The sequence below is a fragment of the Amycolatopsis australiensis genome (assembly GCF_900119165.1).
Taxonomy (GTDB): domain Bacteria; phylum Actinomycetota; class Actinomycetes; order Mycobacteriales; family Pseudonocardiaceae; genus Amycolatopsis; species Amycolatopsis australiensis.
Genome location: NZ_FPJG01000006.1, coordinates 7,010,119 through 7,028,018, shown reverse-complemented (window position 1 = coordinate 7,028,018; position 17,900 = coordinate 7,010,119). Strand labels below are relative to the sequence as shown.

At 72.5% G+C, this 17,900-nt stretch carries 17 protein-coding genes; 7 read left to right on the top strand and 10 right to left on the bottom strand.

Annotated elements, in window-relative coordinates; genetic code table 11:
• Positions 1-37 precede the first annotated feature (37 nt).
• The 3 genes from polA (at position 38) to BT341_RS34135 (ending at position 5,145) form a co-directional block, all read left to right on the top strand.
• Positions 38-2,779: a DNA polymerase I gene (gene polA, locus BT341_RS34145; protein WP_072480162.1), complete on the top strand. Its 2,742-nt coding sequence runs from the start codon at positions 38-40 to the stop codon at positions 2,777-2,779.
• Positions 2,780-2,880: 101 nt separating this feature from the next.
• Positions 2,881-3,408, top strand: a complete 528-nt coding sequence (locus BT341_RS34140; RefSeq protein ID WP_072480161.1) for an EF-hand domain-containing protein — start codon at positions 2,881-2,883, stop codon at positions 3,406-3,408.
• Positions 3,409-3,534: 126 nt separating this feature from the next.
• A complete protein-coding gene (locus BT341_RS34135) occupies positions 3,535-5,145 on the top strand; it encodes a trypsin-like peptidase domain-containing protein (RefSeq protein ID WP_072480160.1) in 1,611 nt (536 codons plus the stop codon).
• Between the two features lie 17 nt (positions 5,146-5,162).
• Here BT341_RS34135 and BT341_RS34130 read toward each other — a convergent pair whose 3' ends face one another.
• From BT341_RS34130 to BT341_RS34105, 6 genes are all read right to left on the bottom strand, one after another.
• The gene (locus BT341_RS34130) at positions 5,163-5,735 is read right to left on the bottom strand and encodes a TetR/AcrR family transcriptional regulator (RefSeq protein ID WP_072480159.1); all 573 of its coding nucleotides are present in this window, start codon (positions 5,733-5,735) and stop codon (positions 5,163-5,165) included.
• Positions 5,732-7,627: a YhgE/Pip domain-containing protein gene (locus BT341_RS34125; RefSeq protein ID WP_072480158.1), complete on the bottom strand. Its 1,896-nt coding sequence runs from the start codon at positions 7,625-7,627 to the stop codon at positions 5,732-5,734. Before BT341_RS34125 ends, BT341_RS34130 begins: the two co-directional genes overlap by 4 nt.
• Positions 7,624-8,307, bottom strand: a complete 684-nt coding sequence (locus tag BT341_RS34120) for an ATP-binding cassette domain-containing protein (protein ID WP_072482338.1) — start codon at positions 8,305-8,307, stop codon at positions 7,624-7,626. Before BT341_RS34120 ends, BT341_RS34125 begins: the two co-directional genes overlap by 4 nt.
• Before the next feature lie 116 nt (positions 8,308-8,423).
• The gene (locus tag BT341_RS34115; RefSeq protein WP_072480157.1) at positions 8,424-9,344 is read right to left on the bottom strand and encodes a GNAT family N-acetyltransferase; all 921 of its coding nucleotides are present in this window, start codon (positions 9,342-9,344) and stop codon (positions 8,424-8,426) included.
• 21 nt (positions 9,345-9,365) lie between these two features.
• On the bottom strand, positions 9,366-10,277 hold the full coding sequence (locus BT341_RS34110) for a GNAT family N-acetyltransferase (protein WP_072480156.1): 912 nt from the start codon (positions 10,275-10,277) through the stop codon (positions 9,366-9,368).
• Positions 10,274-11,125 (bottom strand): class I SAM-dependent methyltransferase, encoded by an 852-nt coding sequence (locus tag BT341_RS34105; RefSeq protein ID WP_072480155.1) that lies wholly within the window; start codon positions 11,123-11,125, stop codon positions 10,274-10,276. The genes BT341_RS34110 and BT341_RS34105 overlap by 4 nt, the downstream gene beginning before the upstream one ends.
• Before the next feature lie 283 nt (positions 11,126-11,408).
• Here BT341_RS34105 and rpsA point away from each other — a divergent pair, with 283 nt between their 5' ends.
• A complete protein-coding gene (gene rpsA / locus BT341_RS34100) occupies positions 11,409-12,899 on the top strand; it encodes a 30S ribosomal protein S1 (protein ID WP_072480154.1) in 1,491 nt (496 codons plus the stop codon).
• A gap of 143 nt (positions 12,900-13,042) precedes the next feature.
• Here the strand turns inward: rpsA and BT341_RS34095 are convergent, their stop codons facing one another.
• Positions 13,043-13,657 carry a TetR/AcrR family transcriptional regulator gene (locus BT341_RS34095; RefSeq protein ID WP_072482337.1) on the bottom strand — a complete coding sequence of 205 codons (615 nt, stop codon included), beginning with the start codon at positions 13,655-13,657 and terminating at the stop codon, positions 13,043-13,045.
• Positions 13,658-13,859: 202 nt separating this feature from the next.
• Here BT341_RS34095 and BT341_RS34090 point away from each other — a divergent pair, with 202 nt between their 5' ends.
• Both BT341_RS34090 and BT341_RS34085 read left to right on the top strand, forming a co-directional pair.
• A complete protein-coding gene (locus BT341_RS34090) occupies positions 13,860-14,480 on the top strand; it encodes an HD domain-containing protein (protein WP_072480153.1) in 621 nt (206 codons plus the stop codon).
• Positions 14,481-14,485: 5 nt separating this feature from the next.
• Positions 14,486-14,932: an OsmC family protein gene (locus tag BT341_RS34085; protein ID WP_072480152.1), complete on the top strand. Its 447-nt coding sequence runs from the start codon at positions 14,486-14,488 to the stop codon at positions 14,930-14,932.
• 399 nt (positions 14,933-15,331) lie between these two features.
• On the opposite strand, the gene BT341_RS34080 is transcribed toward BT341_RS34085, so the two are convergent.
• Positions 15,332-15,577 (bottom strand): hypothetical protein, encoded by a 246-nt coding sequence (locus tag BT341_RS34080; protein ID WP_072480151.1) that lies wholly within the window; start codon positions 15,575-15,577, stop codon positions 15,332-15,334.
• A 165-nt stretch (positions 15,578-15,742) separates the two neighbouring features.
• On the opposite strand from BT341_RS34080, the gene coaE reads away from it, so the two are divergent.
• Complete coding sequence (coaE, locus tag BT341_RS34075; RefSeq protein WP_072482336.1) at positions 15,743-16,927, top strand: dephospho-CoA kinase; 1,185 nt, start codon at positions 15,743-15,745, stop codon at positions 16,925-16,927.
• On the opposite strand, the gene BT341_RS34070 is transcribed toward coaE, so the two are convergent.
• Positions 16,924-17,547: a response regulator gene (locus BT341_RS34070; protein WP_072480150.1), complete on the bottom strand. Its 624-nt coding sequence runs from the start codon at positions 17,545-17,547 to the stop codon at positions 16,924-16,926. The genes coaE and BT341_RS34070 overlap by 4 nt on opposite strands.
• Positions 17,544-17,795, bottom strand: coding sequence for an ATP-binding protein (locus BT341_RS46980; protein ID WP_245805212.1), 252 nt, complete (start codon positions 17,793-17,795; stop codon positions 17,544-17,546). Before BT341_RS46980 ends, BT341_RS34070 begins: the two co-directional genes overlap by 4 nt.
• Positions 17,796-17,900 lie beyond the last annotated feature (105 nt).

Sequence of the window (17,900 nt, the reverse complement as noted above, 5' to 3'; positions counted from 1 at the left end):
CGTAAGAGTGTCGGACCCTCAGCCTAGACTCGGCCCCGTGAGCCCGAGTGAGAAGACGACCGTTGCCAACGCCACAGGAAACACCAGCCTGGCCGAGCGGCCGAAGCTGCTGCTGATCGACGGCCATTCGATGGCCTACCGCGCCTTCTTCGCGCTGCCCGCGGAGAACTTCAAGACGAAGACCGGTCAGGTCACGAACGCGGTCTTCGGCTTCACCTCGATGCTCATCAACCTCCTGCGCGACGAGGCGCCGACCCACCTGGCGGTGGCGTTCGACCTCTCGCGCAAGACGTTCCGGTCGGAGACCTACGCCGACTACAAGGCCAACCGCAGCACGACGCCGGACGAGTTCCGCGGCCAGGTCGACCTGGTCAAGGAGGTCCTCGACGTGCTGGCCATCCCGTCGCTGACGAAGGAGAACTTCGAGGCCGACGACATCATCGCCACGCTCACGACGCAGGCGACGGCCGACGGCTTCGACGTCCTGATCTGTACCGGTGACCGCGACGCGCTGCAGCTGGTCAACGACCAGGTCACCGTGCTGTACCCGAAGCGCGGCGTCTCGGAGATGACCCGGTTCACGCCGGAGGCGGTCGAGGAGAAGTACGGGCTCACCCCGCAGCAGTACCCGGACTTCGCGGCACTGCGCGGCGACCCGTCGGACAACCTGCCGAGCATCCCCGGGGTCGGCGAGAAGACCGCGGCCAAGTGGATCCGGCAGTTCGGCTCGCTCGACGACCTGATCGACCGGGTCGACGAGGTGAAGGGCAAGGTCGGGGACGCGCTGCGGGCGCACCTGAGCTCGGTGACGCTGAACCGCCAGCTGACCGAGCTGATCCGGGACGTCGAGCTGGACGTCGCCCCGGCCGGGCTGGAGCTGCGCCCGTGGGACCGCGAGGCGGTGCACGCGCTGTTCGACGAGCTGGAGTTCCGCGTGCTGCGGGACAGGCTGTTCGCGACGCTGCAGAGCGCCGAGCCGGAAGCCGACGAAGGCTTCGAGGTCTCCGGTTCCGCCCTCGCGCCCGGCGCGCTCGCGGCGTGGCTGGCGGCGCACGCGGGCGCGGGTGAGCCGGTGGCGCTGGCCTTCCGGACGGTGGGCACGTCGGTCCGGTCCGACCTGCGGGCGGTCGCCTTCGCGACGGCGGACGGCGAAGGCGCGTACGTCGACGTCACGGCGATGGACCAGGCCGACGACGCCGCGCTCGCGGCCTGGTTCGCCGACCCGGAGATCCGCAAGACCGGCCACGACCTCAAGGTCCCGCTGCACGCGATCCGCGCCCGCGGCTGGCACCTCGCCGGGCTGGCGATGGACACCGCGCTGGCGGCGTACCTGGTGCGCCCGGGCCAGCGCACGTTCGAGCTGGACGACCTCGCGCTGCGCTACCTGCACCGCGAGCTGCGCTCGGAGACCGACGGCGGCGACGGGCAGCTGTCCCTGCTCGACGGCGGCGCGGAAGGCCTGGAGCAGAAGGAGATCCAGGACGAGCTGGTCAAGGCCCGCGCGATCTTCGAGCTGGCCGGCGCGCTCGAGAAGGAGCTGGAACAGATCGGCGGCGCGAAGCTGCTCGCCGAGCTGGAGCTGCCGCTGCTGGAGGTCATCACCGAGGTCGAGATCGCCGGCGTCGCCGTCGACCTCGAGCAGCTGACGTCGCTGGAGGCGCACTACCTGTCGCGGGTCACGCAGGCCGCCGAAGAGGCGTACGCGGTGATCGGCAAGCAGATCAACCTCGGCTCGCCGAAGCAGCTGCAGGTCGTGCTGTTCGACGAGCTCGGCATGCCGAAGACCAAGCGCACCAAGACCGGCTACACCACCGACGCCGAGGCGCTGCAGGGCCTGTTCGAGAAGACCGAGCACCCGTTCCTGCAGCACATGCTGGAGCACCGGGACGCGACGAAGCTGCGCACGACGGTCGAGGGCCTGATCAAGTCGGTCGCCGACGACGGGCGCATCCACACCACGCTGCTGCAGACGATCGCGGCCACCGGGCGGCTGTCCTCGACCGAGCCGAACCTGCAGAACATCCCGGTCCGCACCGAAGAAGGCCGCCGCATCCGCGACGCGTTCGTGGTCGGCGAGGGCTACGCCGAGCTGATGACCGCGGACTACAGCCAGATCGAAATGCGGATCATGGCACACCTGTCGAAGGACGCGGGCCTCATCGAGGCGTTCAACTCCGGCGAGGACCTGCACACGTTCGTCGCTTCGCGGGCGTTCTCGATGCCGCCGGAGGAGATCACGCCGGAGCTGCGCTACCGCGTCAAGGCGATGTCGTATGGCCTCGCGTACGGGTTGTCGGCGTACGGGCTTTCGCAGCAGCTGCGGATTTCCACCGAGGAAGCCAAGTCGCAGATGGAGGCGTACTTCGCCCGCTTCGGCGGCGTCCGCGACTACCTGCACTCGGTGGTCGGCGAAGCGGCCAAGTGCGGCTACACGGAGACGATCTTCGGCCGCCGCCGCTACCTGCCGGACCTCAACAGCGACAACCGCCAGCGCCGCGAGATGGCCGAGCGGATGGCGCTCAACGCGCCGATCCAGGGGAGCGCGGCCGACATCATCAAGGTCGCGATGCTGAACGTCCACCGCGCGCTGGTCGAGGCGAAGCTGAAGAGCCGGATCCTGCTGCAGGTGCACGACGAGCTCGTGCTCGAGGTCGCCGAGGGCGAGCGCGAAGAGCTGGAGCAGCTGGTGCGCCACGGCATGGGGTCGGCCTACGAGCTGGCGGTGCCGCTGGAGGTCTCGGTCGGCTACGGCCGGTCCTGGAACGAAGCCGCGCACTGAGCGGTGCCTACTGAGCGCCACGGCCCGGATCACCGGGTCGTGGCGCGGAAGTACTCGGGCGGCCGTCGTCCGATGCGGGTCGCCGCGGCGATGCTGGGTCCATGGCCAGTGACTTCCAGCGACGCAAGATCTCCGGCGTCTTCGACGCCATGGACGCCGACGGCGACGGCGTGCTCACCGAGTCCGATTTCCGGGCGCTGACCCGAAGATGGCTCGACGTGCGCGGCACGGACGGCAACACCCCCGAAGGGCAGCACCTCGCCGCGATCATGATGGGCTGGTGGGGCACGCTCGACGACGCCGCCGGCCACGGCGGCCGGGTGACGCTCGAACAGGTGCTGCGGGTCGTCGACGAGCTCCCGGCCATGCCGGGCGCCGTCACCGGCACGGCCGCCGCGATGTTCGAGGCGGTCGACGAAAACGGCGACGGCGTCATCTCCGCCGAGGAGTACCGGCGGATGATCGAAGCCTGGAGTGGCGGGCGGGCGCCGTCCGAAGACGTCTTCGCGCACCTCGATCTCGACGGCGACGGCAAGCTGTCGCGCGACGAGTTCACCGGGCACTGGTTCGAGTTCTGGGCGGGCGACGACCCGGCGGCACCGGGCAGCTGGGTGTTCGGCCGCGTGTGAACACTCACCGCTGCACAATCCCTTTCGGCATTGCGACGAACGAAGGACTCCGTTCGGGTGAGCCATTACCGCTGGGTAGGGAGGTCGACGCCCACGGTGTGACGATCACGGCGTAGGGTCCGCCGAATGGGGTTCGAGCGTGAGCGACGACGCTGGCGGGTCCGGTTGCACGACGAACTCGGCCGGGTGTGCGGTGCGGGCACGGTTCTCGACGAGCACCACGTCCTGACGAGCGCGCACGTCGTCGAGACCGCCGGGGGGCCGCGGTCGCCGCTGAGCGTCGATTTCGTCGGCCTGGCCGAGGCGCTGCCCGGCACGGCGACCGTCGTCGAAGGCTGCTGGGTGCCCTCCGACGGCGGCGGCCGCGGCGATCTCGCCGTGCTGCGCCTGGAACGTCCCGAGTCCCGCGTCTTCCACGCCCCGCTGCACCGGATGCCGCTGGGGGAGCACCAGCTCGTCCGCGCGTTCGGGTTCCCGCCGGGCTCGGTCGGCCGCTGGACCCACGCCCGCCTCGGCGGCCCCGAGCGCCCCGGCGGGCCGGGCGGCGAATGGGTCCGCCTGTTCCGCACCAGCGAAGCCGAACCGCTCGGCCCCGGTTTCGGCGGCACGGCCGTGCTCGACGAGGCGACCGGGCACGTCGTCGGCGTGGTCGTCGGCAAGGACACCGGCACCTGGATGATCCCGGTCGAGACGATGCTCGGGCACCTGCCGCAGCTGAGCATCTGGACCTCGGGCAGCCCGGCCGTCGACGCGAGTTTTTCGCGCCCGGTGGGCGAAGCGGTCGACGTCTCGTTCGTGCAGCGCGTGGCGGACTGGTTCGCCGGGGCCGAGCCCGGCACCGTCTGGGTGGTCGACACGGGCGAGGCCGGTTCGCCGGTCGCCGCGGCGCTGCGGTTCGGGATCGTCCTGGCCGACCGCGAACGTTCGCTGGGTGTGCCGGGATTGCCGCCCGCGCTGGGCGAAATGCCCCCGGCGGGCAGCGTCGACCTCGCGGTCGACGCGACGGGCCGCACCGCGGACGCGGTCCGCCACCGCATCGCCGACCGGCTCACGACCGGCGTCGCGGGCCGCACCCTGGTCGTGGACGCGATCGACGACTCGGCCGAGCCGGACCGGCTCGTCGGCGAGGTGCTCGCGCCGCTGGCCGGCCGCGCGGCCGAGCTCGGCATCCGCCTGCTGCTGGGCTTCCGCGAAGAGTCGTCACCCGGGGTGGCGGCGGTGCGGGCGAGCACGACGGGCACCCGCCCGGCGCCGGACGACCTCGCCGGCCGGCTCGACGTGCTGACCCGGTCGGTGGACGAGCTGGCGGAGATCGAGGCGTACCAGCTGCGCGTGGCGACGCGGTTCACGGGCGTCGCGATGCTGCCGGCCCGGGCCCAGCGGCTGCGCGCGGCGCTGAAGCAGCTGCGTTCGGCCGAGGTGGACGGCGACGCGGAGTGGGTGGAGCGGCACATAGACAGCCACGAGCACGCGGTGGCCCCGGCGGTCGAGGACGGCCGCCGCCAGCGGGCGGTCCTCGACGGCCTGCTGGCCCGCCGCGAGGAGCTGCGAGCCCGCCTGGCGGCCGACAACGAACTGGCCCGCGAGCACGGCCTGGACGGCGACCCGGAGCTGGAGCAGGTGTACGTCCCGGCGAAGCGGCTGCTGATCGACGGCCCCTGCGAGCTGACCGCGGCGGCAACGGCGGTGGACACGTACGCGGCCGCGGTCCGCGCCCGCCTCGAAGACCGCGCCTGAGCGCCGGAGACCTCCGGCTACCGGCGCCCGAGGCCGCGGATCAGCACCATCACCGCTTCCCGGACCTCGGCCCGCGTCCGGTGCGGTCCGAACACCTGCCAGTCCAGGGCCACCACCAGCATCGTGCCGAACAACCCCGCCGCCGCCGTCGGGATCTGCACGCCCTCCGGCAGCCGTCCCGCCGACTCCAGCCGGGACAGCTGCTCCTTCACGATCGAGATGATCTCCTCGCGCAGCAACGACAGCGTCCCGTGCCACTGGCCGGGGGTGCGCCACAGCTCGCTCACCAGGATCTGCGAAAACCCCGGGTACCGGGCGATGAACTCCAGCGTCGTGTCGACCTGCGCCTCGATCACGTCCAGCGGGTCCGCCGCCGAAACCGCGGACCGCAGCCGCCCGGCCAGCATGTCGACGCCGTACCGCAGCAGCCCGTCGACCAGCCCGTCCTTCGAGCCGAAGTTGTAGTACACCGTCCCCTTGGCGACACCGGCCTCGGCGGCGATGTCGTCGACCGTCAGCCCCACCAAGCCGCGGCTCTTCGCCAGGCGCAGGGTGGCCTCGAAGAGCTTCTGCTTGGTCCCGCCGCTCACAGGCTCAGCTCGGGCTTGAGCGCGGACACCGTCCAAACGCGACGTTTGCGCGCGGCCAGCGTCGACACCAGGATCCCGCCCACCAGGTAGGCCAGCAGCACGCCGATGTCGCCGAGGATCTGCACCGTCGCACCGCTGTAGAACAGGTGGCGGAAGCCGTCGATCGCGTAGCCCATCGGCAGCACCACGTGCAGCGGGTACAGCGCGTCCGGGATCGTCTGCCACGGGAACGTCCCGCCGGCGCTCACCAGCTGCAGCACCAGCAGCACGAGCCCGAGGAACTTGCCGACCGCGCCGAAGAACGCGTTGAGCGCGTGCACCACGGACGTGAACGTCAGCGACACCAGCACGGCGAACCCGATCGCGCCCAGCGGGTGCGCGATGTGGATGCCGACCAGCCACGTCACCGCGCCGAACAGGACGATCACCTGCGCGATGCCCAGCAGCGCCGACGACAGCCACCCGCCGACGGCGACGCGGAACGGCGCCGCGCCCGCGGTCAGCGCGCGCGTCGAGAGCGGCCGCAGGATCAGGAACAGCACGAACGCGCCGATCCAGGTGGCCAGCGAGATGAAGAACGGCGCGAGGCCGGCGCCGTACGTGCCCGCCGACGCCTCGCCGTTGGCGTTGACCGCGACGGGGTCGGCGATGGTGTTGGCCGTCGCGTTGCGGGTCGGGTCATCCGGGTTCGGGATTTCCTTGAGCCCGGCCGAAAGCCCGTCGCGCAGCTTCGCCGCGCCGTCCGCGAGCTGGTTCGTGCCGGTCACGGCGGTCTTCTCGCCGTCACTGAGCCGTGAAGCGCCGTCCCGCAGCTGGTTCGCGCCGTCCGACGCCTGCGCGATGCCGCTCGCCAGCTGCGGCGACGCCGCGGCCAGCTTCTGCGCGCCGTCGGAGACCTGCCGGGCGCCGTCGGCGAGCTTCGCGAGGTCGCCGTTGGCCTGCTGGATCTTGCCGTTCGCCTGGTCGACGGGGGAGCGCAGCTGGTCGGCGCGGGCGACGATCGCCTGGACCTGGGTCTCCGGCACGCCGGCGTCGCGCAGGTCGGTCACCAGCTGGCTGCGGTAGGAGTCCAGCCTGCCCTGGATGTCGGACGACGCCGTCGCGGCCAGCGACGCCGCGTCCGCGACCTTCTGGTCCCCGGCGGCCACTTGCGAAGCGCCGCTGGCGAGCTGTTGCGTCTGCCCCGGCAACGCGGCGGTGGCGGTCTTGAGCGTGCTCAAACCGGTCGCCAGCGTGGACGAGCCGTCCGCGAGCTTGGCGGCGCCGTCGGCCAGCTGCTGTTGCCCGGACTTCAGCTGCGAAGCGCCGTCGGCGAGCTGCGACGCCCCGGTCGAGGCCTCCTGGATCTTGCCGTAGATGGTGGAGAACCCGACCAGGAACCGGTCCGCGGCCTCGCTGCCGACCTTCTCCGCGATCGTCTTGCGGACCTGCTCGGCCACCTGCTTCGCGATGGTGCCGGAGAGGTAGTTGTTCGCGTCGTTGGTGGTCAGCGTGATCGTCGCCTGCTGCGGCTGGAAGTTGCCGACCGACAGCAGCGCCTGCGAGAACCCGCTCGGGATGCCGATCGCGAAGGAGTACTTGTCGCTCCGGACGCCGTCGCGCGCCTCCTGCTCCGACACCTCGTGCCATTGGAACGTGCCGGACTTGACCAGCTCGTCGGTGACTTCGCGGCCGACGTTGCGCTGCTGGCCGCTGGAGTCCTTCGCACCGGTGTCGCTGGTGAAGACGGCGGCGGGCAGCTTGTCGAGCCTGCCGTACGGGTCGTAGTTCGCGTAGAGGTAGAAGGACGCGTAGAGCAGCGGCACGAGCACGAGCGCCACCAGCGCGAGCTTCGGCATCGTGCCGGTGGACAGGCGGCGCAGCTCGTTGCGCGCGATCCGGAAGGCGTTCATTCGTCAGACTCCGTCAGTGCTCCGGGGAGCTCTTCGGTGGGCTCGGGGGCGAGGTGCGCCGGCTCGGGCTGGTCGGCGGCGCCGATGCGCGCCGGGGTGCAGGGGAGGGCGGACAGCGGGGTCGTCGCGGTCAGGACGACGACGGCCAGGCCGCGTCCGGCCAGCTCGCGCGCCAGCCCGGCCCAGCTGCCGACGTCGCTGGTGTGCCGGTCGGGCGTGTCCAGCACCAGCATGCGCACGCCCTTCCGCTCCGCGGCCAGCTCGGTGAGCAGCCGGGTGCGCAGGACCGGGGTGAGGTTCTCGAACCGCGTGCCCGCGAAGGGCGCGGCGTCGTGCTCGGCGAGCCAGCGGGCGACGTCCTCCTTGCCCGCGGGGCGGTGGGCCAGCGCCAGCTCCTCGCCGGCGACCACGCGCAGGGGAAGAGCGTCGTCGGGCTCGCTGACGCCGGGCGCGTCGACGACGGCGACGAGCTCGGCCAGCCCGGCGTCCACGCCTTCGGCGTGGACGGTGCCGGTCGTCGGCTTCAGCCGGCCGCCCAGCGCCAGGCCGAACGCCGTGATGCCGACGCCGGGTTCGCCGTGCACGATCACCAGGTCGCCCTCGCCGACGGTCAGCGAGGTGGGCGGTAACAAGGTGCCGTGGTGCCCTTCGAGGGACACCCGATCGGCTCGGACCTGCACGGTGGACTCCAGCACTTTTGAACTGACCGGTCAGTTCAAAAGTTAGACCTCGTGGCCTGCCACAGCAAGATCAACGGACGCACGTCACACCCCTGGGTTACCCCACCCGCGGGTGTTCACCGCAGCGCCGACGCCGGGCGCACCTCCCAGCTCGTCCACAGCGGGCGGTAGCCCTGGCGGTGCCAGAACACCGACGACAGCGGGTTCGTCGGGTTGTAGTAGAGGTAGGTGCGGGTGGCGCCGCCGGCGTGCAGCTCCCGGTGCACCCGGGCCATCAGTGCCCGGCCGAGGCCACCGCCACGGCGTCCGGCCGCGGTCACGACGTTGTTCACGTAACCCCAGCGCCCGGCGGGCAGCAGCTCGCCCGCCGCGTTGGTCTCCGTCGCGTCGACCCACGCGCAGTGCGCCAGGGCGCGCAGCTCGCCGTCCTCCTCGGCCAGCCAGACCGCGGGCTCCTCCTCGGCCAGCGCATCCCGCAGCGACGGCGCGAGCAGCTCGGCGGTGTTCACCCGGCGGGCCGCCGCGACCAGCCCGGTGTAGTCGAACGTCGCGGTGGCCAGCTCCAGCGCCGCGGCGAAGTCGGCGGGCCCGGCGCGGCGGACGGTCACGCCGGGGTCCGCCTCGGCCGGCGCGGCGGTGCGCACGCCCAGCGCGCCCAGCGGGACCAGGCCGTGGTCGAGGAAGGCGCGGATCGCCTCGGCGTCCCGGCTGGGCCACACGACCAGGCACGCGGAATCGTCGCCCGCCGCCTCCTCGGCCAGCACGTCCTTGAGCCGGCGCAGCAGCAGGTCGGCGCCCTCGGTGCCGGTGTCGCCGATGTACGGGAACAGCTGCCAGACGTCGGCGGCCGACCACAGCATCGGGACGTCGCCGGGACCCAGCCGGTGCCGCTGGAGCACGCCGGTGACCCGGGTGCCGTCCGCGGTCGCGGCGTCCAGCCGCCGTCCCTCGGCGGGCGGCGCGGCGGGCGGCAGCAGCGCGTCGACGGCCGCGAAGCGCGCGCGGTGGGCGGCCAGCAGCGGCTCGGCGATGTCCATGGGTCCCCTCGGTGCGTCGGGTCAGGACCAGGCGGGTCGCCGGATCCACATCGTCCACAGTGGACGATAGCCCTGCCGGTGCCAGAACACCGGCGAGAGCGGGTTCGCCGGGTGGTAGTAGAGGAACGTACCGCGCACGCCCGGCTCGAGCAGGTCGTCGTGCGCCACCGCCATGAGCGCGCGGCCCACCCCGCCGCCGCGCGCGGCGGGCGCGACCGACAGCGTGTCGACGTAACCCCACCGCCCCGGCGGCAACCGGCCGTGCAGGCTGTCGCCCGGCGCGGGCGAGGCGAGCGCGCAGGTCGCCAGCCCGGCCGGGACGCCGTCGTCCTCGGCGAGCCACACCCGCCCGCTGAACTTCAGGTTCCGGGCGACCTCGGCGCGCAGCAGCGCCCGCGCGCCCGGCCGCGGCACGGCGGTGCCGACCAGCGACGTGTAGCGCCACTCGGCCAGCCGCAGCTCGGTGAGGGCTTCGGCGTCGCGCTCGCCGGCGCGCCGGACCGTCACGCGCGACGGCCCCGCGTCCCCGGGCGGTTCCGGTGCCCGCACCGCGAGGCAGGTCATCGGCGCGAAGCCGTGCGCGAGCAGGACCGCCGACGCCTCGGCGTCGCGGCTCGGCCACGCCAGCGTGCAGCCCGAGTCCGGCTGCGGCCGCGTCCCGCGCATCCGGTCGCGCCACGCGCCGAGCAGCGCGGCGAGGCCCGCCGCGCCGCTGTCGCCCGGCACCGCGGTCAGGTCCCAGACCTCCAGGGGACCCCACAGCGCCGGCCACGACCCCGGCGCGTGCACGACATGCGTGAGCAGCCCGCCCGCCCGGCGCCCGCCGGCGGTCACCACCAGCGGCTCGCTCGCCGACGGCGGCGGCGCGATCGGCGGCAGCAGCGGGTCGAGCGCGGCGAACCGCGCGTTCTGCTCGGCCTCCAGGGGGTTCACGAGCGGTGCGTGCGGAAGATCGCCGTGCCGGGGAACAGCCGGCCGCGCAGCGGGCTCCACTGGCCCCAGACCCGCGTGTGCCCGTCCGGCCACTCGGGCTCGACCAGGTCGGTGAGGGCGAACCCGGCCGCGGCCAGCGCGCGCACGTAGTCGCCGAGCGTGTGGTGGTACTCGACGTAGGTGGCGGTGCCTTCGTCGTCGACCTCGACGTAGGGCGTGCGATCGAAGTACGGCTGGGTGACGGTCAGACCCTGCGGGCCGGGGTCGTCGGGGAAGATCCACCGCATCGGGTGAGTCACGGAGAACACCCACGGCGCGCCCGGCCGCAGCACCCGGTGCACCTCGGCGAAGACCGCGTCCACCGAGGCCACGAACGGGATGGCGCCGAACGCGGAGCAGGCCGCGTCGAAGCTGCCGGAGGCCAGCGGCAGGTACTCGGCGTTGGCCTGCACGAGCGGCACGGCGAGGCCGGTGCGCGCGTTGCCCGCGCGGGCGTGCCGCAGCATGCCGGCGGACAGGTCGGTCGCCACGGCGTGCGCGCCCTGGCTCGCGAGCCAGCGCGAGCAGGCGGCCTGCCCGCAGCCGACCTCGAGCACGCGCTTGCCGCGGACGTCGCCGAGCAGCCGCGCGTCGGCCTCCCGCACGCCCTCCGGGCACCAGACGAAGTCCGCGTCGCCGAGGAACCCGCCGTGTTCGGCCTGGTAGTCGTCGGCGTCGGCGTCCCACCAGGCGAGGTTCGCCGCCGCGGCCTCCGCCCCGCCGACCTCGCGGTAGGCGACGGCCGAGGTGCCCAGGCGGTGCTCGGCCGCGTCGTGCCGCCCCGGCGCGGGCGGCTCCTCCGGTGGCATGATGGTGTCTCCGGTCCCTGGGGGGTTTGCTTCCGCGAGGACCTTAGCGATCGCCGGGGGACCCTGATTGTGCCGCCCGGCGGCTGCCGCGTACGATGAGTGTCAGCGCAGTGGGTTCGCGCTGCCTTTCGCTCAGCTTCTGGTCGGGCTCCGGGTCGCGCACCGTATGCGGGTCATGCCGCGGTCGTTCACTGGTGGACGTTTGCTCGCAGGGTCGTCGCATGCACCCATCGCGCCGACAACTGCCAACCCTCGATTCCCATCCACCGGAGCAACCCGCCTAATGACCACCGACACCGCCACCGCCCCGACCGCCCCCACCGGGCCCCAGCAGGTCGCCATCAACGACATCGGGTCGGAGGAAGACTTCCTCGCGGCGATCGACAAGACGATCAAGTACTTCAACGATGGCGACATCGTCGAAGGCACGATCGTCAAGGTCGACCGCGACGAGGTCCTGCTCGACATCGGGTACAAGACCGAGGGTGTCATCCCCTCGCGTGAGCTGTCCATCAAGCACGATGTCGACCCGGCTGAGGTTGTCACCGTCGGCGATGAGGTCGAAGCCCTCGTTCTCCAGAAGGAGGACAAGGAAGGCCGTCTGATCCTGTCCAAGAAGCGCGCGCAGTACGAGCGCGCCTGGGGCACGATCGAGGAGCTCAAGGAGAAGGACGAGCCCGTCAAGGGCACCGTCATCGAGGTCGTCAAGGGTGGCCTCATCCTGGACATCGGCCTGCGCGGCTTCCTGCCCGCGTCCCTGGTCGAGATGCGCCGCGTGCGCGACCTGCAGCCGTACGTCGGCCGCGAGCTCGAGGCGAAGATCATCGAGCTGGACAAGAACCGCAACAACGTGGTCCTGTCCCGCCGCGCCTACCTGGAGCAGACCCAGTCCGAGGTGCGCAGCGAGTTCCTCAACGCGCTCGCCAAGGGCCAGGTCCGCAAGGGCGTCGTGTCGTCCATCGTCAACTTCGGTGCCTTCGTGGACCTGGGTGGCGTCGACGGCCTGGTGCACGTCTCCGAGCTGTCCTGGAAGCACATCGACCACCCGTCCGAGGTCGTCGAGGTCGGCCAGGAGGTCACGGTCGAGGTCCTGGACGTCGACATGGACCGCGAGCGCGTCTCGCTGTCGCTGAAGGCGACCCAGGAAGACCCGTGGCGCCAGTTCGCCCGCACCCACGCGATCGGCCAGATCGTGCCGGGCAAGGTCACCAAGCTCGTCCCGTTCGGCGCGTTCGTCCGCGTCGAGGAGGGCATCGAGGGCCTGGTCCACATCTCGGAGCTGGCCGAGCGCCACGTCGAGATCCCGGAGCAGGTCGTCCAGGTCAACGGCGACGTCATGGTCAAGGTCATCGACATCGACCTCGAGCGCCGTCGCATCTCGCTGTCGCTGAAGCAGGCGAACGAGGGCGTCACGCCGGACACCGAGTTCGACCCGACCCAGTACGGCATGGCCGCCGAGTACGACGCCGAGGGCAACTACATCTACCCCGAAGGCTTCGACCCGGACACCCAGGAGTGGCAGGAAGGCTTCGAGAAGCAGCGTGAGGAGTGGGAGAAGCAGTACGCGGAGGCCCACCAGCGCTACGAAGCCCACATGAAGCAGGTCGCGAAGGCCGTCGAGGCCGACGCGGAAGCGGCCGCCGACGCGGCGACCGGTATCGAGGGTGGCGACCAGAGCTACACCTCGGCCCCGGCCGACACGAAGAGCGGCGGCACCCTCGCCTCCGACGAGCAGCTCGCGGCGCTCCGCGAGAAGCTCTCCGGTGGCGCGTGAGCACCAGCGCTCCGAGCTGACGGCGAACCCCCGGTCCACTGCGGACCGGGGGTTCGCCCGTTTCCGGCTCCCCACGGCGCGGTCGGCCGCGGCACACCTCGGGTCTGACCAGGTCCCGTCCACCGTGGACCGAGGTCGAGCCGTCAGCGGTTGCGCAGGCCCAGGCCGGCCATCATCGCCGTGACCCCGCGGCGGTACATCGCCTCGTTCGCCTCTTCGGTCGGCGGGATGAACCAGTCCGGCAACGGCGTCCGCGACGCGAGCATGAGTTCCGCGCCGACCAGGCCGTGCATCGCCGTCCACAGCTGGTAGGCCGCCGCGCGGGCGTCCGCTCCCGGCGGGCACACCCGCCGGACCCGCTCGATGAACAACGCGAACGTCGTCCGCAGCACCGCCGACCGCAACGCCGGGTCGGGGTCGAACCCGGGCACCGGGCGCTCGAACATCAGCGCGTAGCGAACCGGGCTCTCGCGCGCGAACGCCCGGTACTCGAGGGCCAGGTGCAGCAGATCGGCGACCCCGTCCGGGCTCGACGGCGGCAGCCCCTCCAGCAGCTCCCGCAGCGAGTCGAACGTGCGCTCGTACAGCGCGTCGAGCAGTCCCGCGCGGCCGCCGAAGCGGGCGTACACCGACAGCGTCGACGCGCCGGCCGCTTCCGCCACGCCGCGCACCGTCAGGCCCGTGACCCCGCGGTCGAACAGCACCGACAGCGCCGCGTCGAGGTAGCGTTCGCGGTTGCCCTGCTCGGCGGGGCGCATCGACAGGTGCCTGGTGGCCACGACGCACCCCCTTCGCGCGCAACGACGTCCGGGTGACCCACCCGCAGCAGAAGATACGATATCCGGCGCCGCTTGGGAATGCGTCGGATGTCCGGATCTGCGGGCTTCCCGTCCGGTGCGCGCCTGTCCGGGAAGCGCGGTGCCGGGCATCGTCGGAAGCACCGAACGAAAGGGCTTTCCGATGACCGTCGACGTCCCCGATTCCGCACTCGCCCGCGAAGCCGCCGAGTTCGTCCGCGACACCGCCGGGCCGCTGCTGTACGACCACTCGTGCCGCGTCTACCACTTCGGCGCGCTCCAGGGCCGCCGCCGCGGCCTCGAGTTCGACGCCGAGCTGCTCTACGTGGCGGCGTTGTTCCACGACCTCGGCCTCGTCGCCGGCCACCGCAGCGACCGCCGGTTCGAGCTCGACGGCGCGGACGAGGCGCGCCGCTTCCTGCTCGGCCACGGCGTCGATGCCGAACGCGCCCGGATCGCGTGGACGGCCATCGCGCTGCACACGACCCCGGGCATCCCGGAGTACCTGGAACCCGAGGTGGCGCTGGTGACGGCCGGCGTCGAGTACGACGTCCTGGGCATCGGCTACCACGAGCTCCCGGCCGAGGCCCGCGCGGCGATCGTGGCGGCGCACCCGCGCCCGGACTTCAAGCGGCGCATCCTCGCGGCGTTCACCGAAGGCATCCGTGACCGTCCCGACACGACTTTCGGGAACGTCAAAGCCGATGTCCTGGCCCGGTTCGTGCCAGGCTTCGTCCGCAAGGACTTCGTCACCACGATCGAGGAATCACCCTGGGAGGACTGAAGCGGATGGAACGCCCCGAGCCGGGAACGGTCATCGTCACGGCAACCGGCGACGGCAGGTACACGCAGAAAGTCACGACGGCGACCCACGAACTGCTGGTCGACGAGCCGGTGCAGGTCGGAGGCGCCGACGCGGGGCCGAACCCGTACGAGCTGCTGCTGGCCTCCCTGGGTTCCTGCACGGCGATCACGCTGCGGATGTACGCGGACCGCAAGCAAATCCCGCTCCGGAAGGCCACGATCCGCCTCCGCCACGACCGGATCCACGCACGCGACTGCGAGAAGTGCGAAACGGAGAGCGGAATGCTGAGCCGCATCACGCGCGAGATCGAGCTGGAGGGCGACCTGGACGACGAGCAGCGGGCCAAGCTGATGCTGATCGCGGACAAGTGCCCGGTGCACCGCACGCTCTCAGCGGAGATAGCGATCGAAACCCACGAGACGGCTCGCTGAGCGGCTGCCGGTTCGGCGGGTGGAGGCGGCTGGGCGCCGTGCGGCGGACGTCGGATGGCCGGACGGGTCGCGGTCGGGCGCTGCCGGTGCGCTGGGTTGCCCCGGCCCCGGGCGGCACCGACCGGTATCCGCGGTGAGCGAGATCGGGCTGCGGTTCGAGGCCGTCAGCTGGGCGGCCGAGCTGCGGTCGGCGCGCCGGCCAACTCCGCCGCCAAGCGGGCTGGGTTCTGCGGGGTGCGTCGGGTGCTGGCTGGGCCGGGCCGAAGGCCCGCGCGCGGGTTCTGCGGGTTGCGGCTGATCCGCCGCAGCGCTCAATCCCTGCGGATGCGCCGGGCGGCCCTGGCGAGGCACCCGTCCGCCGGAGAAAAGCCGCCGCGCTGAGTGCGGGTGAGCGGCCCGTCAGGCGGCGCGGGGCGTCACCGTGGCCGAGGTCGTCGTCACCGCCGGGACCCAGATGCGCTCCAGTGCCGCCGCGCGGGCCTTGCGGCGCAGGCCCGCGAAGCTGTGCTTGGCCGGGACCAGCAGCGCGCTCAGCCACGTGCGGCGGTAGTCCGCCAGCGCGTCGGCCACCGGGCGATGAAGAACGCAGTGCACCAGCCCCGGCGTGCCGAGGCGGTGCCGTCCGACGTGCTTGCTGTCCGCCATCGTTCCTCCGTGTGGGCGACCCTGTCGCGCGCACGGTACGCAATCCGGCCGGTCAAGGTGGGAAAGCCACGCGGCGTGTCCGGATATCGGTTGAGTCACGCGTCACGATCGCCTTGCGGATCACCCGTCCGTGTGCCTCCGGCGACGCTGACTAGGGTGATCGGCATGTTGCGTGTGGGGTTGACGGGTGGAATCGGTGCCGGGAAGTCGACCGTGGCGAACCGGCTCGCGGAGCACGGCGCCGTGCTGGTGGACTCCGACCGGATCGCCCGCGAGGTCGTCGAGCCCGGGACCGAGGGGCTCGCGCGGCTGGTCGAGGCGTTCGGCGACGAGATCCTGGCCGCGGACGGTTCGCTCGACCGGCCCGCGCTCGCCGCCAAGGCGTTCGCCGACGACGAGTCTCGGCGCCGGCTGAACGCGATCGTGCACCCGCTCGTCGGCGCCCGCACCGGCGAGCTGATGGCCGCCGCCGCGCCGGACGCCGTCGTCGTCCACGACATCCCGCTGCTGGTCGAGAACGGGCTCGCGGCGGCCTACCACCTGGTCGTGGTCGTCGACGCGCCGGTCGAGGTGCGTGTCCGGCGGCTGGTGACGGCGCGTGGCATGGCCGAGGACGACGCGCGGGCGCGGATCCGCGCGCAGGCCGGTGACGAGCAGCGCCGCGCGGTCGCCGACGTCTGGCTGGACAACGGCGGCGCCGAGGACGCCGTGCTCGCCGAGGTCGACGCGCTGTGGGCCGACCGGCTCGTGCCGTTCGAGGCGAACGTCCGGCTGCGCCGGCCGCGCCCGCCGATGTCGCCCAGGATCGCGGACTACGACCCCACCTGGCCGGAGCAGGCCGAGCGGGTGCTCGCCAGGGTCCGCGCGACGGCGGGGGAGCTGGCCCGCCGCGCCGACCACATCGGCTCGACCGCCGTCCCCGGCCTGCCCGCGAAGGACGTCCTCGACCTGCAGCTCACCGTGTCCACTTTGGACGACGCCGACACGCTCGGCGAACTGCTGTCCGACGCGGGCTTCCCGCGGCTCGAAGGCGAGTGGTGCGACGACGCCCAGGACGGCACCGGCACGTGGCCCAAGCGCCTGCACGTCGGCGCCGACCCGAAGCGGCCGGTGAACCTGCACGTCCGGTCCCTCGAGACGCCCGCGTGGCGGCTCGCGCTGCTCTTCCGCGACTACCTGCGCGCGCACCCGGACGAGCGCGACGACTACCGCGACGTGAAGCTGCGGCTGGCCGAGGCCCACGCCGAGGACGGCAACGTCGCGGCGTACGCGGACGAGAAGCAGGAGTTCGTCAACGGCGTGTTCGCCCGCGCGGAGAAGTGGGCCGCGGCCACCGGCTGGACGCCCTAGGAGCCGAGCAGCCCGCGTTCGAACGCGACCGCGACCGCCGCCGCGCGGTCCTTGACGCCCAGCTTCGCGTAGACGTGGATCAGGTGCGTCTTGACCGTCGCTTCGCTGATGAACAGCTTCTTCGCCGCTTCCTTGTTCGTCGAACCGCGCGCGACCAGCGTGAGCACCTCCAGCTCGCGCTGCGACAGCGGCTCCCGTGCTGGTTCGCGTATCCGGCCCAGCAGGCGGGACGCGACGGCGGGGGAGAGCACCGCCTCGCCGCGGGCGGCGGCCTCCACGGCGCGGAACAGGTCCTCGCGCGGGGCGTCCTTGAGCAGGTAGCCGGTCGCGCCCGCTTCGATGGCGGGCAGCACGTCGGAGTCCGTGTCGTACGTCGTGAGCACCAGGACGCGCGCCGGGTTGCCGAGCCGGGCCAGCTCGGCGATCGCCGCGACGCCGTCGGTCCCCGGCATCCGCAGGTCCATCAGCACGACGTCGGGGCGCAGCCGCTCGGCCAGCGCCACGGCTTCCGCGCCGTTCGCCGCCTCGCCGACGACCTCGAAGCCGCGGCCGGTGAAGATGCCGCGCAGCCCGTCGCGGACGATCGGGTGGTCGTCGGCGATGAGCACGCTGATCGTCATGCGGAGACCTCCGGCAGGGGCCCGACGGCGGGGAGGACGGCCGAGATCGCGGTGCCGCCGCCGGGTTCGGACTCGACGTGCAGCGTACCGGCGAGGCGCTCGACGCGGCGGCGCATCCCGGGCAGGCCGAAGCCGGGACCCGGGCCGGGGGTGAACCCGGCGCCGTCGTCCCGGACGTCCAGCGTCACCTCGCCGTCCATGTAGGACAGCGTGAGGCCGACGCGCACCGCCGCGGCGTGGTTGTCCACATTGGACAGCGCTTCCTGGGTGACCCGCAGGATGGTCGCCTCGATCTCCGGGTGCAGCGGCCGTGGCGCGCCGGTGGCGGTGAACCCGGCGGGTACGCCGGTCCG

Excerpts from the sequence above, each read along its gene's own strand:
- BT341_RS34070 (WP_072480150.1), bottom strand. The coding sequence starts at position 17,547 with ATGACGATCAGCGTGCTCATCGCCGACGACCACCCGATCGTCCGCGAC.
- BT341_RS34105 (WP_072480155.1), bottom strand. The coding sequence starts at position 11,125 with ATGCCACCGGAGGAGCCGCCCGCGCCGGGGCGGCACGACGCGGCCGAG.
- BT341_RS34125 (WP_072480158.1), bottom strand. The coding sequence starts at position 7,627 with ATGAACGCCTTCCGGATCGCGCGCAACGAGCTGCGCCGCCTGTCCACC.
- BT341_RS34135 (WP_072480160.1), top strand. The coding sequence starts at position 3,535 with ATGGGGTTCGAGCGTGAGCGACGACGCTGGCGGGTCCGGTTGCACGAC.
- BT341_RS34115 (WP_072480157.1), bottom strand. The coding sequence starts at position 9,344 with ATGGACATCGCCGAGCCGCTGCTGGCCGCCCACCGCGCGCGCTTCGCG.
- rpsA (WP_072480154.1), top strand. The coding sequence starts at position 11,409 with ATGACCACCGACACCGCCACCGCCCCGACCGCCCCCACCGGGCCCCAG.
- BT341_RS34080 (WP_072480151.1), bottom strand. The coding sequence starts at position 15,577 with ATGGCGGACAGCAAGCACGTCGGACGGCACCGCCTCGGCACGCCGGGG.
- BT341_RS34090 (WP_072480153.1), top strand. The coding sequence starts at position 13,860 with ATGACCGTCGACGTCCCCGATTCCGCACTCGCCCGCGAAGCCGCCGAG.
- BT341_RS34140 (WP_072480161.1), top strand. The coding sequence starts at position 2,881 with ATGGCCAGTGACTTCCAGCGACGCAAGATCTCCGGCGTCTTCGACGCC.
- coaE (WP_072482336.1), top strand. The coding sequence starts at position 15,743 with ATGTTGCGTGTGGGGTTGACGGGTGGAATCGGTGCCGGGAAGTCGACC.
- BT341_RS34085 (WP_072480152.1), top strand. The coding sequence starts at position 14,486 with ATGGAACGCCCCGAGCCGGGAACGGTCATCGTCACGGCAACCGGCGAC.
- BT341_RS34095 (WP_072482337.1), bottom strand. The coding sequence starts at position 13,657 with ATGCGCCCCGCCGAGCAGGGCAACCGCGAACGCTACCTCGACGCGGCG.